Source organism: Winogradskyella sp. 266wxhm (genome assembly GCF_058964685.1).
Genome location: NZ_CM179559.1, coordinates 446,086 through 467,275, shown reverse-complemented (window position 1 = coordinate 467,275; position 21,190 = coordinate 446,086). Strand labels below are relative to the sequence as shown.

Sequence of the window (21,190 nt, the reverse complement as noted above, 5' to 3'; positions counted from 1 at the left end):
CATTATTAAACAAAAATTTAATGAATAATTTACATTACGGAATCATAGGAAATTGTAGAAGTGCGGTCTTAGTATCAAAAGATGGCTCAATAGATTGGTGCTGCTTACCAAAGTTTGATTCTGCTTCTGTTTTTGCTAAATTATTGGACGAAGAAAAGGGAGGAAGCTTTGGTTTTAAAGTTGATAAAAGTTATACAACAACTCAATTTTATTTAGAAAACACGGCCATTTTGGTAACCCGTTTTAGTAACGGTATAGATGCTTTTGAAGTTGTTGATTTTATGCCGAGATATCACAAAATTCAAAGAGGTTATCATGCACCACCAGAATTCATAAGATACATTCGCCACGTTTCAGGAAAACCAACTATGAAGGTTAATTACGACCCAAAATTAGAATACGCCAAAGGAGTTACTACAACATATATAAAGGATGATTTCATCGTAAGTTTAAACGATGAAGATACTTACGATACGCTGTTTCTTTACACAGACTTAGATAAAAAAGCTGTTGTAGAAGGAGAACCCATTTCAATAAATTCAGATCATTTCTTCTTAGTTGGCTATAACGAAAAGTTATTTGTGCCAACCTTAAAATCGTCGTTGTTAGATTTTGAACGCACTAAAGTCTATTGGCTTAATTGGATGGAACGTACTCCAAAGTACAAGAAATATAACAATGAGATTGCACGAAGTGCCATGACATTGAAGCTTTTAAGCTATGACAAATCTGGTGCGGTTTTAGCTGCAGCAACCACATCTTTACCAGAAACTATTGGAGAGGTGAGAAATTGGGATTATCGCTTTTGTTGGATTAGAGATGCATCAATGGTCATTAAGGTCATCTCTCAATTAGGGCATAAAAATATCGCCAGACGCTATCTCCGTTTTATAATTGACTTAATGCCAGACAAGGATGAGAAATTGCAGATTATGTACGGTATTAGCGGAGAGAAAAAGTTAACCGAAGAATCTTTAGGACACTTAGCAGGTTATAAAAACTCAAAACCTGTACGTATAGGGAATGCGGCTTACAAACAAAAACAAAATGATATCTATGGAATTTTAATGGATGTTATTTACCAATTGATTGTCAACTTTAGTAACGATATAGAAAATGGAGAAGAACTTTGGACGATGACCAAAGGTATTGTTTGGGTTGTAAATAAACACTGGGAAGAACCAGACAAAGGTATTTGGGAATTTAGAGGTGACGACCAACATTTTACATTTTCAAAAATCCTTTGTTGGACAGCTGTAGATAAAGCCTTGAAAGTAGCTAAGATACTTGGTAAAACCTCAAAAATAGCAAGATGGCAACTTCTTGAAGAAACCATTAGAGAAGATATTATGAAAAATGCTTGGAATGATAAAGTACAAGCGTTTACGCAATCCTATAATTCCGAAGATTTAGATGCTTCTGTACTACTTATGGAACCTTACGGTTTTATTGATGCTAAGCATCCTAAATATGTCAGTACGGTTAAAGCGATTGAACGCGATCTTTGTTATGATGGATTGCTATATCGCTACAAGAATAAAGATGATTTTGGTTTACCGTCATCATCTTTCACTATCTGTACATTTTGGTTTATAAATAGTTTATACAAAATAGGAGAGGAGCAAAAAGCAACAGAACAGTTTGAAAAGCTACTATCTTATAGTAACCATTTAGGCTTATTCAGTGAGGATATAGATTTTAAAACCAAACGATTGTTGGGTAATTTCCCGCAGGCTTATTCGCATTTAGCGTTGATAGAAACAGCGATAAACCTGTCTAATGTTACAACCGATCAAGAAAAAGTAAAAGGTTCTATAGGTTAAAACTATTCAGATAAAAGTAAGGTGCCAAAAATATTGGCGTCAATCCAGCCACGATTTTTGTCTTCACCTTCAACAGGTATAGAGCCTATAAAGTTTTCACGTTCTATACTGTAGTCGTTATCACAATACGCAATAGCAAAACCAACCTTTTTGTTTGGTGAAAGCTTTATAGGTGTGTTTCTGTCTGAATTATCGTCATAAGTATCATCATACAGATAGAGTTTTACTTCCCAAATGGAAGTATTACCTTCAGTAATGAGTTTAGACTCTACATGAGTGTTGTACATTTTACCAACTTTTTCGGTAGACATATCTACAACATTACCGTCTAATGCGATGTGATATGCAAAAGCATTGTGGTTATATTGATGTTCGCCACCACTATTATCTTCGTCTACAAAGATTTCTAAACAGTCGTCATCCCACCATTTTACAAGTGAATCTTTAGTGTTATCAATTAAAGTATCATCTTTGATTTCGGCTAAAACGTAGAGTGCATCATTGTCCCAAGACAATTTGAAACGTCCAGAAAAATCCTCATTAGAAATAGAATCGCCTAACCAAACCTGATCCATTGGATACCATTTAGCTTTTTCCCATGAAATTTCATTAGCAACTCCATCAACAGAAATAGTGTTTGCAACTTTATTGATTTTTCTAAGTTGTTTTTCAATTTTAGTTGATGTTTTTGCTATTTCAGGTTTTTCTTCAACAGTTTCATTTTTATCATTTTTATCATTTTTACAGTTGAAAAAGCAGAGGCATATTAGTATTGAAGCAATAAATCTTTTCATGTAATTATTTTTTATAATTGAATTTTACGGTTTCTACTGAACCATCGTCGTTTTTAATATCAACATAGATGTTCATTTCGTTTGCAGATATTTTTTCGAATGTCATCCCTTCAAAAACGACTTTATCTTCGGTGATTTCTTTGAGAGGAAAATCAACCGTTTCATCTTTTGTTTCCCAACCTTTGAGGTCTGGACCAAAGTGTTTCAATTGAAGAATTAAGGTGTTTTCAACTTCTCTAATGACTTCAATTTCATAGAAAGAAACCTTACCATCATTAATGAGTTTAAAGGTTGCCATCATAGAACCTCCAGAGGGTTCACTCCATATTTCTTCGGTTATACCACCAAAAGCTTCACCATGCCATGAGCCTGCAATCCAAGCAATATTTTCTAGTTTAGGTTCTAGAGTTTTGTTTTCTTGAGACCAAACGAAAAAAGGCATTATGCATAAGGTTAAAAGAAATTTTTTCATTAGAAGTATTTTGATATAAATATAGAGTTTTTGATGTAAACTTGTTATTTAAAAATTTATTACTACATTTGTAGTATTAAAACTATAATTGTGGATATAAAACAATTAAATAAATCAGAGTTACAGATAATGAAATATTTATGGAATCTTAAAAAAGGTTTCATGAAAGATATTGTAGAACAATTTCCAGAGCCAAAGCCAGCTTACACAACTATTTCAACGTTATTATCTAGAATGTGTAATAAGAATTATATAGGTTTTGAACGATTGGGAAGGGATAAACAATATTATCCTATTTTAAGGAAGAGTGACTATTTTTCAAAACAGGTTAATGGAATGATTCAGCATTTTTTTAATGATTCTAAAGCACAATTTGCTTCTTTCTTCACTAAGAATGCAGATTTGTCCGTGCAAGAATTAGAAGAATTACAAGATTTATTAAAACAGAAAATTGAGGAGAAAAAGCACAAATGATTAATTACTTTTTATATACCATTATTAGTTTAGGCTGTTCCTACCTATTGTATTTTTTCTTGTTGAGAAGGCAGAAGACTTTTCAATTTAATCGCTTCTTTTTATTGGGCTCAATTTTTTTATGCTTGTTGTCACCTTTTATAGAGTTTGAAATATTTTCATCTGTACCAAGTATAACCCAAATACCAGTAGAAAACTTTAGTGAATTACAAGTAAACAATGATTTTGAAGATGTCGTAGTAGGTAATACTACAGCCCAACAAAAATCAGAAGTTAGCTTTTGGACTTATGCTTACGTTTTGTTTTTTGTTCTGTTCTTATCAAGATTTTTGAAGAACTTGTTTAGCATTTTCTATCTGACAAAAGGAAACTTTAAGAGTATAGGAAAACTTAGGATAATAAAAGTTAAAGATTCTGATATGGTGTCTAGTTTCTTTAACTATGTGTTTGTTCCTGAAAATCATGCCATAAAAGATGAAGATTTTTCTAGCGTTATGGCTCACGAACTAATTCATAGTAAAGAATTTCACACTGTTGATGTTATTATTTTAGAATTTTTGACCTGTATTTTTTGGGTCAATCCATTTGTATGGTTATATAAAAAAGATATCCTTCAAAATCATGAATATATAGCTGATGAAAAATCAATTTTATCAGGAATTGATATAGAATCGTATTCAAAATCTATTATAAATTTAGGACAAAAGGAATACTGCGTTCCTCTGACTAGCGGATTTAATTTCATTCAAATCAAAAATCGAATTATTATGTTACATCAATTAAAATCATCAGTATTAAAGCGTGTTGTAAAAATTTCAACATCAATATTATTAGTTACAGGTATACTTATTTTTAGCTCTTACAAAGATTTAAAAGAAACCTTAGTAGTTGTTGTAGACGCTGGACATGGTGGACTTGACGAAGGCTCTGGAAGTATTACAGATATAAAGGAAAAAGACGTTTTACTTGATATTTCAAATAAGTTGGCTTCTTTAAGTAATGAAAAGGTAAAAATAATAGTGACTAGAAATTCAGATGATTTTCTTTCTCTAAGTGAACGTGCAGATATGATTAATAAAGTAAAACCTCATTTTATGATTAGCTTACATAACAACTTCAGCACAAATGAAGCTATAAATGGTATTGAAGCTTATTACTACGATAAAAATGAAAATGCGGAAAAATCGGATAAGTATAGTAGAATTTTATTAGACAATCAACAAGAGATGTTTTATAAAAATAGAGGTATTAGGACTGCAAATTTTCAATTACTTAAAAAGATAAATTGTCCTGCAACATTTTTAGAACTTGGATTTCTTTCTAATAAAAAAGATGTGCAGATATTAGCGAGTAATCAGAAACGAAGTGAGATAGCCGACGCTATATTTAAAAGTTTAAATCAGATTAGAGAAAATAGATAAATAGAAAAGCCGATTCTCAAAAGAGTCGGCTTTTCTATTTTGGTATTTTTATAATATACTCAAACTATCTTATATAAGTAACCTTATCAATAAGATTATTTGTTATCTCATAAATAGCAACGAAATATTCAAATTGATCGTTTTTGGTGAGTTTTATTTTATCTATAACCTTATTGCCGATGATTATTCTGTTCAGTACTTCAGCATACAGATTTGGTGTGCTTTCTGAAAGCGCAATATAATCATCTCGTACAGCAGATCTATCTTCGAAAACAACTTCATCAGGAAAATTATATATCATAACATCTTTGGCGTAAGTTCTTCCTAATGCCTTTACATCTTTTTCGTTGTACATTTTTACATGTTCATTTATCAATGCTTCTTGCTTTTTCTTGAATTTGGAATTTTCAATAGATGTCATGGAAGTGACCTTATCGTTTTCAGTTTCGTAAATAGTAACTTGTCTTTTAGTGGAACTATTTAGGCTCAATAATTCTTCTTCTACAATAATATTTTTTAAAGCAATTCTATTAAGAACCTTAAGATTTGATTTTTCATTGTCCTTAAAAAATTGGGTGTAATTTTCAATAAGATTATCTCGACCGTAATATTTAATCTCGGAAGGAAAATCTTTTACAAGAACATTGACGTTTAGAGTCTTTGAGAAATCTTTTAAATTACGGTTATTAAAAAGGTCGATGTGCTTATCAATAATTTTTCCGGCTTCATCTTCAATAGTGTTTGATTGGTTACTTACAGTGTACGAAGATGAAATATCAGGATCGATTTCTGCAGCGATTAATAATTTTGAACCATCTTTATTGGTTGCTAAACGTGTTATATTTAAAATACCGTAGTCTTTTAAATTCTCAACTTTTTTCCAGTTATAATCCTTTTGAAGTGTGAGCTTGTAAAGAATACCTTTTTTTCCTGAGAGCAGATTGGTACTGTTGAGCCAACAAATATCTTCTATTCCTTTTAGGGTATTTGCAATAAGTTTTGTGTCTCCTGTAATTGGATTAAGAGATTTTATTTGCCACTGTTTAGAATTGGCTTTAGAGATAAAACTAATTAAGTTAGAATTAGGAATTTTATGAAATGAACGTCCAACATTACTGGCCATTTTTTTGTTGGTACCTTCTTTTATATTGGAGCTGTATAAATTTAGCTGTTCGTTTTCAATTACGGCAGAAACCACAATATCTTCATTATACCACGTATAGTAAGCAACCACCAAATCTTTAATAAGTTCTGTTGATTCTCCGTTGCTGGCATCATATGCGTATAAACGTTGTTTGCCATCTTTGTCTAGTCGCACAGCGGAAATACTATTTTTATTCGGAATTTTAATAGGAGTATATTCACCTCCTTCAGATGAATTAATCCAAGTTTTACTACTGTATTGCGTATCGTATTTGGCAATATCTGTTTGGTCATCTCTTGTTGATGAAAATAGGATGTATCTATCATCTAAAAAAGAAGGCTGATTGTTGTAGCCTTTATTATTCGAGATGTTTTTACCATTCTTTACTTCAATTTTATTGCTAGACTCTAAATCGAACAAAAAGACCTCTGTGTCTGATTGAGCGTATAAAGTTGCAGTGAAAAAAATGAAAATAATAAAACTTGAAATTTTCATAAGTCCTGATTTTAAGAACTAAAGGTAATAAAATAAAAAAAGCCAATTCTTTTATTGAATCGGCTTTTTTATTACTTAACTTAAAACTAAATTAAAAGCAGTATTTATTCTCTGCTTTTATTTTTTCTGCGACTTCCTTACGTAAGTCAACAATGTCTGGATAGTTTTGGTACTTAGTAAAACGCTTAAGTCCCATTAGCATCATACGTTGCTCATCACCTTCAGCGAAAGAAATAATGCTTTCTTTTCCTTTTTTCTCTATAGTTTCTACAGCGTGATATAAGTATAATTTAGACATTGCGATTTGCGCAGATTGTGCGTCTTCACCAAAACGTTTTACGTTTTTCTCTGTACGTAAAATTGCAGATTCTGCCATGTAGATTTCAATTAAAATATCTGCAGCAGCAACTAGTAATTGTTGGTGTTGCTCTAGATCTGGTCCAAATTTTTGCACTGCAGCACCAGCAACCATTAAGAAGGTTTTTTTAAGTTTTGCAATCATTTCTTTTTCTTCAGAAAATAACTCAGAATAATCTGGTGTATCAAAAGATGGAACACCCATTAATTCTTCTTGAACTTTCATTGCAGGACCTAATAAATCTACGTGACCTTTCATTGCTTTTTTAACTAACATACCTACAGAAAGCATGCGGTTAATTTCGTTTGTTCCTTCATAGATACGTGCTATACGTGCATCTCTCCAAGCAGCTTCCATTGGTGTTTCTTCAGAGAATCCCATACCTCCAAAAATTTGGATACCTTCATCTGCACAATTTTGTACGTCTTCTGATACTGCTACTTTTAAAATAGAACACTCGATAGCGTATTCTTCTACACCTTTAAGTTCTGCTTCTTGGTGTGAGTTTCCTGCTTCAACACGTAAAGCAATACGGTCTTCGATATTTTTAGAAGCTCTGTAAGTTGCAGATTCTCCAACGTAAGTGTTAGTTGCCATTTCGGCTAACTTAATTTTTATAGCACCAAAATCAGCGATAGGTGTTTTAAACTGTTTACGCTCGTTTGCATATTGAACAGCTGTAGTTGTGATACGTCTTTGCGAATCTAAACAAGCAGCAGCTAATTTGATACGACCAACGTTTAAGGCATTCATTGCAATTTTAAAACCTTCTCCACGACCAGCTAACATATTTTCTACAGGAACTTCAGTATCGTTAAAGAATACTTGGCGCGTAGAACTTGCGCGGATACCTAATTTATGCTCTTCTTCACCTAATGTGATTCCGTTTGGATTGTTTTTATCATATTCTACAATAAAACCTGTGATATTTTTATCGTTTTCAATTCTAGCAAAAACAATCATTAAGTTACAGAAACCAGCGTTAGAAATCCACATTTTCTGTCCGTTGATTTTATATGTTTTTCCGTCTGCAGAAAGCTCTGCAGTAGTTTTTCCAGAATTAGCATCAGATCCAGCACCAGGTTCTGTTAAACAATAAGCACCAAACCATTCGCCAGAAGCTAATTTTGGTACATATTTTTGTTTTTGTTCTTCGGTACCATAAAGTGTAATTGGCATTGTACCAATACCTGTATGCGCACCAAAAGCAGTACTAAAAGATCCTGTACCAGAAGAAATATAGTCACAAGTTAATACCGTAGATACAAATCCCATTCCCATTCCGCCATAAGCTTCAGGAACAGCAACACTTAAAAAGCCCATATCTCCAGCTTTGCGCATAACCTCTTCAGTTAAAGCGAAGTCTTTAGCTTCAAAACGAGGTTTGTTAGGAATGATTTCTCGGTCATTAAATTCCATAACCGATTCTTTCATCATTTGTTGTTCTTCTGAAAAATCTTCAGGTGTGAAAATATCTTCACAGTTTGTTTCTTTTACTAAGAATTGACCGCCACGTAGGATGTCTTTTTCTGTTTCTGCCATATTTTTATAAGATTAAGAGATTCAAGATTCAAGATCCAAGACTTATAAATCAAGTCTAGATTGAAATCCCGAAATCATTTTTTGTATTTGTTTTATTTGTTGTTCTAATTCTAAAATTTTTTCTTCTGTAATATAGTTTTCATTGAAAGCTACATTTAATTGTGTTTCCCATTCGAAAGCAGAACCTAAGCTGTTTTCTAAATAAATATTGAAATGCTTATCAGAGCTTTTGCTTGAACCTTCTGAAATATTTGAAGGAATAGAGACTGCACTTCGATTCATTTGACTCATTAATCCATAAGTTTCAATTTTTGGGAATGTTCTAGTAGTTTTATAAGATTCAGAAACTATTTTCATGCTTTCATTCCAAATTTTTAATTTTTTAAAATTATGCATCTTCACCTCTTGTTTCTTGATTCTTAAAATCTTGTCTCTAGTTTAAAAATTCAAAAATTCCACAAGCACCTTGACCAGTTCCAACGCACATGGTTACAGCACCATATTTACCTTTCATGTTGCGTTTACGCATTTCGTCAAATAATTGTACTGATAGTTTTGCACCTGTACATCCTAACGGGTGACCTAATGCAATTGCGCCACCATTAACGTTTACAATGTCTGGATTTAGTCCTAATTCTCTAATTACTGCAATTGATTGAGAAGCAAAAGCTTCGTTTAATTCAATTAACTCTAAATCAGATTGTTTTAATCCTGCTAAGTCTAATGCTTTCGGGATTGCTTTTACTGGTCCAATTCCCATAATTCTTGGTTCTACACCAGCAGCAGCATAATTAACTAGTCTTGCGATAGGTTCAAGGTTTAATTCTTTTACCATGTCTTCACTCATAACCATGACAAATGCAGCACCATCACTCATTTGAGATGAGTTACCTGCGGTTACACTTCCGCCTTGAGCGAAAACAGGACGTAGCTTAGATAAAGCTTCTACATTTGTACCTTTACGAGGTCCTTCGTCTTTATTTACAGTATATGTTTTTGTTGCTTTTTTACCATTTTCGTTTATGTAAGTTTCTTCAACTTCAATTGGAACGATTTGGTCTTGAAAACGATCTTCAGCTAAAGCTTTTAGTGCTTTCATGTGTGAATTGTAAGCAAATTCATCTTGGTCTTCACGAGACACTTTAAATTGGTTAGCAACTGCTTCTGCAGTGTTACCCATTCCCCAGTAATAATCTTCGTGACCAGCTTTTACAGTATCGTAATTAAGTTCTGGTTTAAAACCTGTCATTGGTACGCTACTCATACTTTCTGATCCACCAGCAATGATGCAATCGGCCATACCTGCCTGGATTTTTGCAGTTGCAATACCGATAGTTTCTATTCCTGAAGAACAAAAACGGTTAACGGTTACACCAGGAACATCAACACTATTTAACCCAATTAATGAGATAAAACGTGCCATATTTAACCCTTGAGATCCTTCAGGCATAGCGTTACCAACTATAACGTCGTCAATACGTTTTACGTCAAGATTTGGTAATTCTTTCATCATGTGCTGAATCACTTCTGCACCTAACTCGTCTGCTCTTTTAAAACGGAACACGCCTCGTGGTGCTTTACCAACTGCTGTTCTGTATGCTTTTACTATATATGCTTGTTTCATTTTTTCTTTTGATTTTTAGAGCCAAGAATCAAGAATCAAGATGTCTTGTTTCTTGCATCTTGTTTCTTTTTTCTAATTTCTAAGTGGTTTTCCAGTCTTCAACATATGCTGAATTCTTTCTAATGTTTTTCTTTCAGTACAAAGCGATAAAAATGCTTCGCGTTCTAGATCTAATAAATATTGCTCACTTACTTTAGTTGGCTCTGATAAATCACCACCAGCCATAACGTAAGCTAATTTGTTAGCTATTTTTTGATCGTGTTCACTAATGTAATGGCTTGCTTCCATAGCGTCTGTTCCTACTAAGAACATACCTAATGCTTGCTTACCAAGTACTTTAATGTCATTACGTTTGACAGGTTGCGTATAGCCTTGATCTGCCATTAATTTAGCATAGGCTTTTGCTGTTGCAATTTGTCTATCCTTATTAACAACAACTACATCTTTTCCTTTTTGAAGTACACCTAAATCAAAAGCTTCGTATGCTGAGGTTGATACTTTTGCCATACCAATAGTTAAGAAATACTCTTGAAGTGTATTTAACTCAACATCACCTTTTTTGAAGGTGTCTTGTGCTCTTAAAGCCATTTCTTTAGATCCGCCACCACCAGGAATCACACCAACACCAAATTCTACAAGACCAATGTAAGTTTCGGCAGCAGCAACAACTTTGTCGGCGTGCATTGATAACTCACATCCGCCACCAAGTGTCATACCATGAGGTGCAGAAATGGTTGGAATAGAAGAGTAGCGCATGCGCATCATCGTATCTTGGAAGTATTTGATAGCCATGTTAAGCTCGTCATACTCTTGCTCTGCAGCCATCATAAAAATCATTCCGATGTTTGCACCAACCGAGAAATTTGCTCCTTGGTTACCAACAACTAAACCAGCAAAATCTTTTTCAGCAATGTCTATTGCTTTATTTATTCCAGCAAGAACGTCTCCACCAATGGTATTCATTTTAGATTGGAATTCTACATTTAAAATGCCATCACCTAAATCTTCAACTACAACACCAGAGTTTTTAAATACCTCATTAGATTTTCTGATGTTATCTAATATGATGAAACTATCTTGACCTGGTACTTTTTCTTGTGCTTTCTTATCAATATCATAGTAATACGTTGCACCATCTTTTACTGTGTAAAATGATGTGTTACCTGAAGCAACCATATCATTTACCCAAGCTGCTGGTGTTTTACCTTCAGCTTTCATTATTTCAAGACCTTTTTCTACGCCAATAGCATCCCAAATTTGGAAAGGACCATGTTCCCAACCAAATCCTGCTTTCATAGCATCATCTATCTTATATAATTCGTCTGAAATTTCAGGAATACGATGTGATACGTAAGCAAACATTGCTGCAAAGTTTTTGCGATAAAACTCACCAGCTTTATCTTTTCCTTTTACTAAAATTGGAAAACGGTCGATGACTTTATCTACAGTTTTTGTTAATTCTAGAGTAGGGAAAGAGGCTCTTTTTTTAGAGCGATAGTCTAATGTATCTAAGTCTAATGATAAAATTTCGCTTTTACCATCGTCTGTTTTAACTTTTTTATAGAACCCTTGACCTGTTTTACTTCCTAACCATTTGTTTTCCATCATAGTATTGATGAAATCTGGTAATTTGAAAAGCTCATGTGCTTCGTCATCAGGACAGTTGTCGTAAATTCCGTTAGCAACATGTACTAAAGTGTCTAACCCAACAACATCTACCGTACGGAAAGTTGCCGATTTTGGGCGACCAATAACAGGACCCGTTAATTTATCAACTTCTTCAACAGTTAATCCTAATTCTTTTACTTGATGAAATAACGATTGAATACCAAAAATACCAATACGGTTACCAATAAATGCTGGTGTATCTTTAGCGATTACAGATGTTTTTCCTAAAAACTGTTCGCCATAACCGTTTAAGAAATCTAAAACGTCTTGAGATGTTTTTGGTCCAGGAATAACTTCGAATAACTTTAAGTAACGCGCTGGATTAAAGAAATGCGTTCCGCAGAAATGTTTTTGGAAATCTTCGCTGCGTCCTTCACTCATAAACTTAATAGGAATACCAGATGTGTTTGATGTAATTAAAGTACCTGGTGTACGGTGTTGTTCTAGTTTTTCAAATACTTGCTTTTTAATGTCAAGTCTTTCTACAACCACTTCCATAATCCAATCTACATCTGCAACTTTTGCTATATCATCTTCAAGATTACCTGTGGTAATTCGGCTTGCAAAAGATTGATGATAAATTGGTGAAGGTTTAGATTTTAAAGCTGTAGCTAAAGCTGTATTAACAATACGGTTTCTTACTACCTTATCATCAAGGGTAAGACCTTTAGCTTTTTCAGCATCATTTAACTCTCTTGGTACAATGTCTAATAATAAGACTTCTACACCAATATTGGCGAAATGACAAGCAATACCGCTTCCCATAATTCCGGATCCAATAATGGCTACTTTATTTATTCTACGTTTACTCATAATGAATGTTAAGAATGTTCTTTGTGATTGTATATTTGTTTATTAGAAATCATGTTATTTATTATTTCAGCTACTTTGTAAAAACTATCTAATTCCTCTGAAGAGACATTGTTTTTTATAGCTTCGTTGAAGGTGAGTACCTTCTCTTTTGAATAATTTCTTTTTTCTAGACCAAATTCCGTTAGGTGAATTAATACACCTCTACCATCTTCAGGATTTGGTTTGCGAATGATTAGTCCTTTTTCTTCCATACTTTTTAAAGTACGCGAAAGGCTAGTGGCTTCCATACCCATTTTTGGGCCTAGTGAAGTTGATGGTGTCCCATTTTCGGGATCTATACTTAAAAGTGCAAAACCTGTTGCCATAGTGGAATCAAATTTTGCAGCTTCTTCGTTATACATTTTATTTACGGCCAACCAAGTGGTCCTTAAAATGTAATCTATTGTTTTGTTTTTCATGTTAAATTCTTGGTGACCAAATATAAAAAAATTTATTATGCACGCATAATAAATAATAATAATTTAACATAAAAAAACACCTTATATTAAGGTGTTTGTAATTTTAGATGTGTTTAATTGTAGATTTTATCATAAAGATCCTTGTGGATGTTTTTAATGACATCTCGTTTTATCTTCATAGTAGGCGTGAGGTGACCACTATCTACAGACCAAACAACTTCGGTTAATTCGAAACGCTTTATTTGCTCCCATTTGCCAAAATTTTGATTGTATTTATCTACTTCTTTCTGAATACGATCTTTAATAATTTGAGATCTGGCTATTTCAGATTCAGACTTACTGATATTATGACCTTTGTGATCTATCCAGTCTCTAATAAAATCAAAATTAGGTTGAATAATAGCAGCAGGCATTTTTTCACCTTCACCAATCACCATAACTTGCTCTATGAAAAGCGATTGCTTCAAATCGTTTTCAAGTAGCGTAGGAATGACATATTTTCCACCAGAGGTTTTAAACATTTCTTTTTTACGTCCTGTGATTTTCAAAAAGCCGTCTTCATCAATCTCACCTTTATCACCAGTATGGAAGTAGGCGTCAGTCATTACAGAAGCTGTTTTCTCTTCGTCCTTATAATAACCCATCATCACATTAGGACCTTTGATTAGGATTTCACCATCTTCGGCAATTTTAACTTCAACATTTCTAATCGGTTTACCTACAGTACCAACTTTGTAGCTTTTTTCTCTATACATACCAACTGAAATAACAGGTGATGTTTCTGTAAGTCCATAGCCTTCCATGACCTGCATATCAGCAGCGGCAAAAATTTTGGAAAGTCGAGGTTGTAGGGCAGCACTACCAGAAACCATAGTGGTTAATTCACCACCTAAAGCGGCTCTCCATTTACTAAATATTAGTTTTTTGGCAATACTAAGTTTAAATTCGTACCACCAGCCATTTGCTTTGTAAGGTTGCCAAATTTCACCAAGTTCAACAGCCCAATAAAAAAGTTTGTGTTTTATGCCTTTTAGCTCATCAGCTTTCAACATGATTTTATCAAAAACCTTTTCTAATAAACGAGGTACAACGCTCATAAGATGGGGTTTAATTTCTTTAGCATTCTCACCAATTTTGTCTAAACCTTCAGCAAAATATACACTTGCACCTACATACTGATAAAGGTAAATTAGCATGCGCTCAAAAATATGGCAGATAGGTAGAAAGCTTAATATTCTGGTTTCTCCATTAATATTAGGAAGACGTTTTGAAGAATCAAGAGCATTACTGGTGATATTCTTGTGAGATAACATAACACCTTTTGGTTTTCCTGTGGTTCCTGAAGTATAAATTATTGTAGCTAAGTCTTCAGGTTTTACAGCATCTTTTCTTGCTTCTACTTCTGGTTGGTTGCTTTCATCTTTACCGAGTTCGAACAGTTCTGAATAATGCTTACAACCTTCTATTTTGTTGAAAGAGTAAACCTCTTTTAGTTTTGTATTTGCTTGTACCTTTCTCACTTTTTCTAAAACTTCTTCATCGGATACGAAGCAGTAAATAGATTCACTATGATTTAAAACATATTCGTAATCTTCAGGAGAGATGGTTGGATAAATAGGAATATTTTGGGCGCCTAATTGTAAAATGCCAATATCCATGATATTCCACTCAGTTCTATTTGTAGAAGAAATGACTGCGATTTTATCATTTGGTTGTACACCAAGTCTCAATAAGGCTCTACTAATTGCATTGGCTTTGTCTACATATTCTTGAGTAGACATAGGTGTCCATTCACCATCGTATTTTGTAACTAAAGCAGTATCAGTAGGTTTGTGTTCTAGTTGATAATAAGGAAAATCAAATAGACGTTTAACATCTGTCATAATATATTAGCAAAAATTAGTATAGATAATTGCGAAAATATCAAATTTAATTGTATAAAATGAAATTTTAAGAGTAGATGATCTTTTTAACGTGAAATTAATACAATTTATAATCTCGATTTTAGGGTTATACAAAAAAAAGAGGTTTTATAACCCTAAAACCTCTTTATATACGATACTTTACTCTGTGTGTACTAATAAATACTCAATAACCCTATATTAAATAAATATTAGAAAAAAAGCATCTTGCTAAATGTATATACTATAAATTGATAATTCTTGTAAATTATCGTAATGATAATTTTTTAAGGTATTGAGTTAAAAAAGGATAATCAGATTTGAAGTATTCTTTTGGTGTTTGTTTCATGAAATGTTTGAAATCTTTTGTAAAATGTGAATGGTCATAATAATTGTACATGTAGATTAAATCTTTAATGTCTATTTTATTCCTTTCATACTTTCTCATCAATTTAATAAAACGATGTAATCTTATGTATTTTCCTGGAGTAATACCCACAATTTTTTTAAACTGTGTCTCTAAAGTTTTTTGACTAAAGCTAACATGGTCTAAAAGTTCGTAAGTATTTAGCATGCCGTCTTTACTACCTATATAGTTGATGACATTATCAATTTGAGATACATTTTTATCCATTTTTAGTTCAAAACTGGCAAGCACTTTTTTTATCTCTGCATTTAATTTAACCATGTCATTTCCGTACTTTTCAAATACTGGGTTTAGAGTATTGAATAAACTTTCAGAAAATTCGATTAAAGGAATATGTTTATTCCGAATTTTATAAATATCAAGTTTAGTGAGTTTGTATAATGAGGTAGGTGATAATAACATCCCGAAAACCTGACTTTCACCATCTACTTTTATCTGATAGGACTCTGTGAATTGACCAGACACCATCAAACCTTGGAGAATAGATTTTTTATTATTTAAATAACAATTATGCTCACTTCCAAAAAAGTAAGAAATATGCGTAGCACATAGTGGCAAAATAGGGGTCTCAAAGGGAAGATCTTTTTTTGCAAATGCAAAAGAATAGAGTTCTTCTACTATATGTTCTATAGTAGAAGTCTCATAATATTTTATAGTCATACAACGAATTAATCGTAGGGAAAATACGACAATATTTTAAAAATTACAAAATTGAAATATAATTAACTTAGTCTAAATCTGAAGATATTCAATTTATTACAAATATTTATAAACACCCCAAAATAAGACGATACAAGTTGTGTCTGCTGTCTGTATAATTTGTTGAGTTTCTCAAAACTGAATGTCCTAGATGTGTTTTTTACAGAATTTAATTCTTTTTATATGATACTTGAATAGAAGGATAAAAAAGGCCAAGACGTTTTTAATGGTCTTGACCTTAAAGAACTGATTAATAGCTTCTTTTGTTATTGTTTAATTACTTTTATACTTTGTGTTTTGTTATGGCTTTTTAGTTGTAATACATAAACTCCAGTAGCGAGTTGCGACATATTAATTGTATCTACGTTTTGTTTTGAAGCCATAACTTTTTGCCCTTGTATGTTGTACATTTCATAGCTATAATTATTTAAATTAGTTTTTATGTATAGCATATTGGTTGTTGGATTAGGGTAAACCATAAAGTCTGTAGTACTTACTATGTTATTGCTTAAAGTTGATTGAAGTTCGTAAGCACCAACATCTATAGTGCCATCAAAAACTCTAGGGTTTCCAGCTAAATCGGTATCGTTAGTTAAATCTCCACCAGCATTTGTATAAGCAGTGTTGTTACCTGCATTAACGGCAGGACTATCACTTATTAAACTAAAATCACCATTTGTAGGGTCGGTAAAAATATCTGTTTCTATTAGTCCTGTAGCATCAATATTACCGTTACTAGTATCGGTATTTCCTTCTATAAGACTATTTGTATAGGTAGGTGAAGAGTTACCATTGTAAATCTCTCCCCAAATAATACAGTTGTTAAAACTTGGTGAAGAGTTCCGATTATAAACTCCACTTCCGGTCGTAGCTGTATTACTAGTAATACTTACATTGGTTGAGTTAAAAGAACTTGAATGAATGTATAAACCTCCTCCTTGACTATTACAGGTGTTTCGATTAATGTTTACATTTAATAATAATGGTGCACTCTCTAAAATAACTATTCCTGCACCATAAGTATCCGCATTGTTTCCGTATACGATGATATTTTTAAGTTTAAGGTTAGAACCTCGAAGGTAAACACCACCTCCAGCACTCCTAATAAAAAAATAACCATTAATATAATAATCATTATGGTTGCTTATGGTATTTCCTCCAGTAATCGTAAAGCCATCTATAATACCTTCACCTACATTACCAGCTCCCATGACTACATGGTAGGTATTATCTGCTATAGAAGTTGATGTGTAAGGATTACCAGCAATAGGTGCAGGGCTAATTAACGCATCGTTACCATTAATATCGCCACTTAAAACTGTAGTATTGGTAGTGATGCTTAAATCGCGATCAGCTAAAGAAGTTTCATTACCTGCAAATCCACCGTATAATTGTACATTTGCGACCATTAAAAAAGCATTTTCTCTACCTTGATCTGTTCCAAAATTAGCACCATCTTCTGGACTATATTTTAGGGTGTAGATTCCACCAGCTACCCAAATTTGTAAAGGCGTAGTTTCCCAAGCTGTATCTTGTAAGCTATTTGCCCAAAGTAAGGCATCGGCCAATTCTGGTACAGCATTTGCCCAAGAGTTGCCTATCTCATTGCCGCCACTTACATTTTTATTTACGTAAATAATGTTATTGGCATCTGGTTGTAAATGGTTTTGAAACTCATAAGCGCCAATATCTATAGTTGTATTAGAGATTCTATTTTGAGAATTTAGGTCTAGCAATAAAGGGTTGGCGGTGTTATCTCCAGCATCTGTAGCAAGAGAACTGTATACTATTTGGTACCCGTTAGTATAAATCGGATCAGTGTTTTCTATATTATTGTTTCCAGTAATATTAGTTGGTAGATTACCATCATTATCAGTCGTTGTATTATAGAACAAACAATAATTTGCGGTTCCTGTACCACCACCGCCATCATCATTTATGTTACCATTAGTGCCACTGTTATTGGTAAAAATTGTATTAGTAGCGTTTATACTTCCATTAAAAAAATGAACACCACCACCTTTGTAGGCGTTGTTATTGGCAATGGTACAGTTAATAATATTTATAGTGCCGCTTTCAGCAGACATAGCACCACCATTAGCAGAAGCGGTATTTGAGTTAAAAAGACAATTTATAATATCTAGTGTACCACCAAAGGATATTAACCCAGCACCAATACCTATTTCTGGGTCGTCTGTGGTATCTGCTACATTACTTCTTAAAGTACAATTGTAAATGCGGTTGTCTCCATTGTTATACACACCTGCTCCAGAACGTCCAATAGCTAGTTGTGAGTTATCGGTACTATCATCGGCAAAGCCCCATTGTATAAAGAAGCCGTTTATTTCGGTATTGTCACCTAGCATGGTAACAATGGTATGGCTGTCTCCTGGGTTTTCAGTTCCTGAACCATTTAAATCACCACTCAAAATGGTTGGGTTTTCTGCCCAATTGCGTTCATCGGCAGTGGTTTCTGTTCCGTTAAAGCCACCAAGAACAGTAACGTTGCTAGGAATTGTAAAACTATCTGTTTCAAGCGTTCCAGGTGTGTAGGTACCTGTAGCGACCCAGATTTCAGTTACTAGGATGCAATTTGAGGCTGAATTTATTGCTTCACTTAATTCTGTAAAGGCATTGTTCCAAGAGCTACCGTTGTTAGTACCACTAGTAGCATCTTGGTCTACATAAATTATAGAACTTACATTCAAACATGGATTTTGTTCATACGCGCCAATATCTATAGTGCCATCAAAAACTCTTGGGTTTCCTGTAATATCGGTTGCTTCTGTATTAAAACTATTATCGCCTGCATTTATAAGTACGCTGCCATTGGCAGGGTATAAGCCATCGTCTGCTGTACCCCAAATACCATCCAATCCAGCAGGATAGGTAGTACTAACAAATGGATTGCTCGTAAGATCTACAAAGCCTGTTTGTCCAGTTAAAACACTTCCACTCACATCTGAAGCATTATGAGACCCTGAAACACTACTACTATCAAAACCATTATATATATCTAGACTATTCGATGAGGTATTTCCATAAAAAAGCGTGTTGTTAAGTGTTGCATTTGAGTTTAAATTATTTACCATGCCTCCTCCATAAGTTGATGCAGAATTGTTATAAAAAGTTACATTGACTAAGTTAGGGAAAGATGAGTTATTTACCATTCCACCTCCAAAAGAAGATGAAGAATTGTTATAAAAGGTTACATTGACTAAGTTTGGGGAAGATGAGGTATTGTATATTCCACCTCCATAAGTTGATGCAGAATTGTTATAAAAGGTTACATTGACTAAGTTAGGGGAAGACGAAGCATTATACATACCACCACCTTCTCTATATTGTAATGTATGCCCACCAATGGTTACGCTCCCTGAGTTATATACGGCAGCACCTCCTGTTATGGTAAAACCCTCTACCAGCGCAGTATTGTTGAGGTTGGTAGTTACTAATACGTGTACCGTGTTGGTAGTGCCTAAATCTCCAGAGAGTATGGAAGGATTGCTGAAATCTTGGGTATTGGTACTAGGGTCATAACTTCCTTTAAGTTTTATGTTTGTGTTCATCCAAAAATAAAACTCGGTAGGGTTTGTAAGTGTAGTACCTGGTGCTGAATTCGGATGATATGTGCCCGAGGCTACACGTACCTCATCGCCATCCACAACTAGATCTAAGGCGTTTTGTAAGTCTTTTTTTGCTGTAGCCCAAGAGAGACCATCGCCTGTATTGTCAGGACGTGAGACATCTACATAGAAGGTGGTTTGCGAAAACCCTATTTGACATAGCGTAAGTGTTAAAATAAAGTGTAGTAGTTTTTTCATAACTAATAGGTTGTTTGGTTTACTATGCTAAAGTATTGGGATTAAGGATGTGGTTCAATACGTAGGTCTACGTAATGGACAGTAAAATGTTTTTGTATTCATTAAAGGAAAGTCCTATGGAATTTTTAAAGCCATTTTTAATCTTTTGGTTGCTATATTGATACCGTTTTGAGAGTTGGTCTAGTGAGATATGTCCTTTAAAAAAGTGAAGATAAAAAACAATGTTATCTAAAATTGAGGGTGTGAAGTTTTTAAGTTTGGGTGTATTAAACTGAGCTAAAAAAGCATTAGCATTAGCAGCTTTTATAGTTATATTGTTTTCAAGAAGATGGTCTATATACGTTGGTCTGCATTTAACTATAATATAAGAAGACTTTAATTCTAGAGGGCTAACAAACGGTTTATGACAGGTTATGTTATTTTCTTCTGAATATAAAATATAACTAAACCCGTCGGGTTGCAATTGATGATAGTCTTTATTACTTAGGCTTATATAATAGACATCGACAACCCAATAGTTAATAGGTAAATTATATTTGTGTTTTGTGATAATAGGATGCTATAATTTTATAGTCTTTCAAAATTATAACCTATTGTTAAGTAGTGAAATACGTAGGATTACGTATTAAAGATATTAGGATTTTGTTTTAACCAGACAAAAAGAGCATTTTGGTTGGTTGTATCTATCTCTAGTTTTTTTATAATGTTACTTCTGTGCTTTTCTACTGTGCGTTTAGAAATAAAAAGTTCTTCGGCAATTTGAGTGCTGTTGAGGTTTTTTTCTAAGTATTTCAAAATTTTTATTTCAGTAGCGGTTAGTTGGTCTATAGATGTATTGGTTCTACTGTCAAAATGGATGCTGCTTTTTAGTTTTTTGCCTATATAAGTATGGCCTTTTTTTATGATTTCTAGGCATTGTTCTAATTCTTCTAAAGCACTGTCTTTAGTTATATAACCATGAATAGTTTTGCCAACTTCGTTTAGCAGCGACTCTTGTTTGTGTAGGGTTAAAATGATAACCTTGGTTTGTATCTGATTGCGCTGAATTTCTTGAGCGACTTCCAAACCGTTTAGTTTGGGCATGTCAAAATCAAGTATAGCAATATCAGGTTTATGGTTTATAATTTTGTTGTACGCTGTATTTCCGTCAGTTGCCGTATCAATAACTTTAAACCATTTTTTTTCTAAAAATTCTTTAGTTCCATTAAGCAGTAACGGGTGGTCATCTGCAATAATAATAGTTGTTGACATAT

The 21,190-nt window shown here is 33.4% G+C and carries 15 protein-coding genes; 3 read left to right on the top strand and 12 right to left on the bottom strand.

What is annotated here, in order from left to right; translation table 11 throughout:
• Positions 1-20 precede the first annotated feature (20 nt).
• A complete protein-coding gene (locus AC2H4K_RS02225; RefSeq protein ID WP_281141133.1) occupies positions 21-1,823 on the top strand; it encodes a glycoside hydrolase family 15 protein in 1,803 nt (600 codons plus the stop codon).
• 2 nt (positions 1,824-1,825) lie between these two features.
• Here AC2H4K_RS02225 and AC2H4K_RS02220 read toward each other — a convergent pair whose 3' ends face one another.
• Both AC2H4K_RS02220 and AC2H4K_RS02215 read right to left on the bottom strand, forming a co-directional pair.
• Positions 1,826-2,617 (bottom strand): sugar-binding protein, encoded by a 792-nt coding sequence (locus AC2H4K_RS02220; protein WP_281141134.1) that lies wholly within the window; start codon positions 2,615-2,617, stop codon positions 1,826-1,828.
• 4 nt (positions 2,618-2,621) lie between these two features.
• Positions 2,622-3,089 carry a DUF6265 family protein gene (locus tag AC2H4K_RS02215; protein WP_281141135.1) on the bottom strand — a complete coding sequence of 156 codons (468 nt, stop codon included), beginning with the start codon at positions 3,087-3,089 and terminating at the stop codon, positions 2,622-2,624.
• A gap of 90 nt (positions 3,090-3,179) precedes the next feature.
• Between AC2H4K_RS02215 and AC2H4K_RS02210 the strand changes: the two genes are divergently transcribed.
• Both AC2H4K_RS02210 and AC2H4K_RS02205 read left to right on the top strand, forming a co-directional pair.
• A complete protein-coding gene (locus AC2H4K_RS02210; RefSeq protein ID WP_281141136.1) occupies positions 3,180-3,563 on the top strand; it encodes a BlaI/MecI/CopY family transcriptional regulator in 384 nt (127 codons plus the stop codon).
• Positions 3,564-3,667: 104 nt separating this feature from the next.
• Positions 3,668-4,984 carry an N-acetylmuramoyl-L-alanine amidase gene (locus AC2H4K_RS02205; protein WP_281141137.1) on the top strand — a complete coding sequence of 439 codons (1,317 nt, stop codon included), beginning with the start codon at positions 3,668-3,670 and terminating at the stop codon, positions 4,982-4,984.
• A 64-nt stretch (positions 4,985-5,048) separates the two neighbouring features.
• On the opposite strand, the gene AC2H4K_RS02200 is transcribed toward AC2H4K_RS02205, so the two are convergent.
• The 10 genes from AC2H4K_RS02200 to AC2H4K_RS02155 form a co-directional block, all read right to left on the bottom strand.
• Entirely contained in the window at positions 5,049-6,623 is a 1,575-nt protein-coding gene (locus AC2H4K_RS02200) for a steroid delta-isomerase (protein WP_281141138.1), read from the bottom strand.
• A gap of 91 nt (positions 6,624-6,714) precedes the next feature.
• The gene (locus tag AC2H4K_RS02195; RefSeq protein ID WP_281141139.1) at positions 6,715-8,523 is read right to left on the bottom strand and encodes an acyl-CoA dehydrogenase FadE; all 1,809 of its coding nucleotides are present in this window, start codon (positions 8,521-8,523) and stop codon (positions 6,715-6,717) included.
• A gap of 42 nt (positions 8,524-8,565) precedes the next feature.
• On the bottom strand, positions 8,566-8,919 hold the full coding sequence (locus AC2H4K_RS02190) for a four helix bundle protein (protein ID WP_281141140.1): 354 nt from the start codon (positions 8,917-8,919) through the stop codon (positions 8,566-8,568).
• Positions 8,920-8,956: 37 nt separating this feature from the next.
• Positions 8,957-10,147: an acetyl-CoA C-acyltransferase gene (locus AC2H4K_RS02185; RefSeq protein ID WP_281141141.1), complete on the bottom strand. Its 1,191-nt coding sequence runs from the start codon at positions 10,145-10,147 to the stop codon at positions 8,957-8,959.
• A 72-nt stretch (positions 10,148-10,219) separates the two neighbouring features.
• Positions 10,220-12,628 carry a 3-hydroxyacyl-CoA dehydrogenase/enoyl-CoA hydratase family protein gene (locus tag AC2H4K_RS02180; RefSeq protein ID WP_281141142.1) on the bottom strand — a complete coding sequence of 803 codons (2,409 nt, stop codon included), beginning with the start codon at positions 12,626-12,628 and terminating at the stop codon, positions 10,220-10,222.
• Between the two features lie 8 nt (positions 12,629-12,636).
• Entirely contained in the window at positions 12,637-13,086 is a 450-nt protein-coding gene (locus tag AC2H4K_RS02175; RefSeq protein ID WP_281141143.1) for a MarR family winged helix-turn-helix transcriptional regulator, read from the bottom strand.
• Positions 13,087-13,199: 113 nt separating this feature from the next.
• The gene (locus tag AC2H4K_RS02170; RefSeq protein ID WP_281141144.1) at positions 13,200-14,969 is read right to left on the bottom strand and encodes an AMP-dependent synthetase/ligase; all 1,770 of its coding nucleotides are present in this window, start codon (positions 14,967-14,969) and stop codon (positions 13,200-13,202) included.
• A 286-nt stretch (positions 14,970-15,255) separates the two neighbouring features.
• The gene (locus AC2H4K_RS02165) at positions 15,256-16,074 is read right to left on the bottom strand and encodes a helix-turn-helix domain-containing protein (protein ID WP_281141145.1); all 819 of its coding nucleotides are present in this window, start codon (positions 16,072-16,074) and stop codon (positions 15,256-15,258) included.
• A gap of 305 nt (positions 16,075-16,379) precedes the next feature.
• A complete protein-coding gene (locus AC2H4K_RS02160; RefSeq protein WP_493742790.1) occupies positions 16,380-19,937 on the bottom strand; it encodes a choice-of-anchor Q domain-containing protein in 3,558 nt (1,185 codons plus the stop codon).
• 618 nt (positions 19,938-20,555) lie between these two features.
• Positions 20,556-21,188 carry a response regulator transcription factor gene (locus AC2H4K_RS02155; RefSeq protein WP_281141147.1) on the bottom strand — a complete coding sequence of 211 codons (633 nt, stop codon included), beginning with the start codon at positions 21,186-21,188 and terminating at the stop codon, positions 20,556-20,558.
• Positions 21,189-21,190: the final 2 nt, after the last annotated feature.

Coding starts and splice junctions, on each gene's coding strand:
- AC2H4K_RS02220 (WP_281141134.1), bottom strand. CDS start 2,617: ATGAAAAGATTTATTGCTTCAATACTAATATGCCTCTGCTTTTTCAAC.
- AC2H4K_RS02170 (WP_281141144.1), bottom strand. CDS start 14,969: ATGACAGATGTTAAACGTCTATTTGATTTTCCTTATTATCAACTAGAA.
- AC2H4K_RS02190 (WP_281141140.1), bottom strand. CDS start 8,919: ATGCATAATTTTAAAAAATTAAAAATTTGGAATGAAAGCATGAAAATA.
- AC2H4K_RS02200 (WP_281141138.1), bottom strand. CDS start 6,623: ATGAAAATTTCAAGTTTTATTATTTTCATTTTTTTCACTGCAACTTTA.
- AC2H4K_RS02195 (WP_281141139.1), bottom strand. CDS start 8,523: ATGGCAGAAACAGAAAAAGACATCCTACGTGGCGGTCAATTCTTAGTA.
- AC2H4K_RS02225 (WP_281141133.1), top strand. CDS start 21: ATGAATAATTTACATTACGGAATCATAGGAAATTGTAGAAGTGCGGTC.
- AC2H4K_RS02165 (WP_281141145.1), bottom strand. CDS start 16,074: ATGACTATAAAATATTATGAGACTTCTACTATAGAACATATAGTAGAA.
- AC2H4K_RS02180 (WP_281141142.1), bottom strand. CDS start 12,628: ATGAGTAAACGTAGAATAAATAAAGTAGCCATTATTGGATCCGGAATT.
- AC2H4K_RS02160 (WP_493742790.1), bottom strand. CDS start 19,937: ATGAAAAAACTACTACACTTTATTTTAACACTTACGCTATGTCAAATA.
- AC2H4K_RS02155 (WP_281141147.1), bottom strand. CDS start 21,188: ATGTCAACAACTATTATTATTGCAGATGACCACCCGTTACTGCTTAAT.
- AC2H4K_RS02215 (WP_281141135.1), bottom strand. CDS start 3,089: ATGAAAAAATTTCTTTTAACCTTATGCATAATGCCTTTTTTCGTTTGG.
- AC2H4K_RS02185 (WP_281141141.1), bottom strand. CDS start 10,147: ATGAAACAAGCATATATAGTAAAAGCATACAGAACAGCAGTTGGTAAA.
- AC2H4K_RS02175 (WP_281141143.1), bottom strand. CDS start 13,086: ATGAAAAACAAAACAATAGATTACATTTTAAGGACCACTTGGTTGGCC.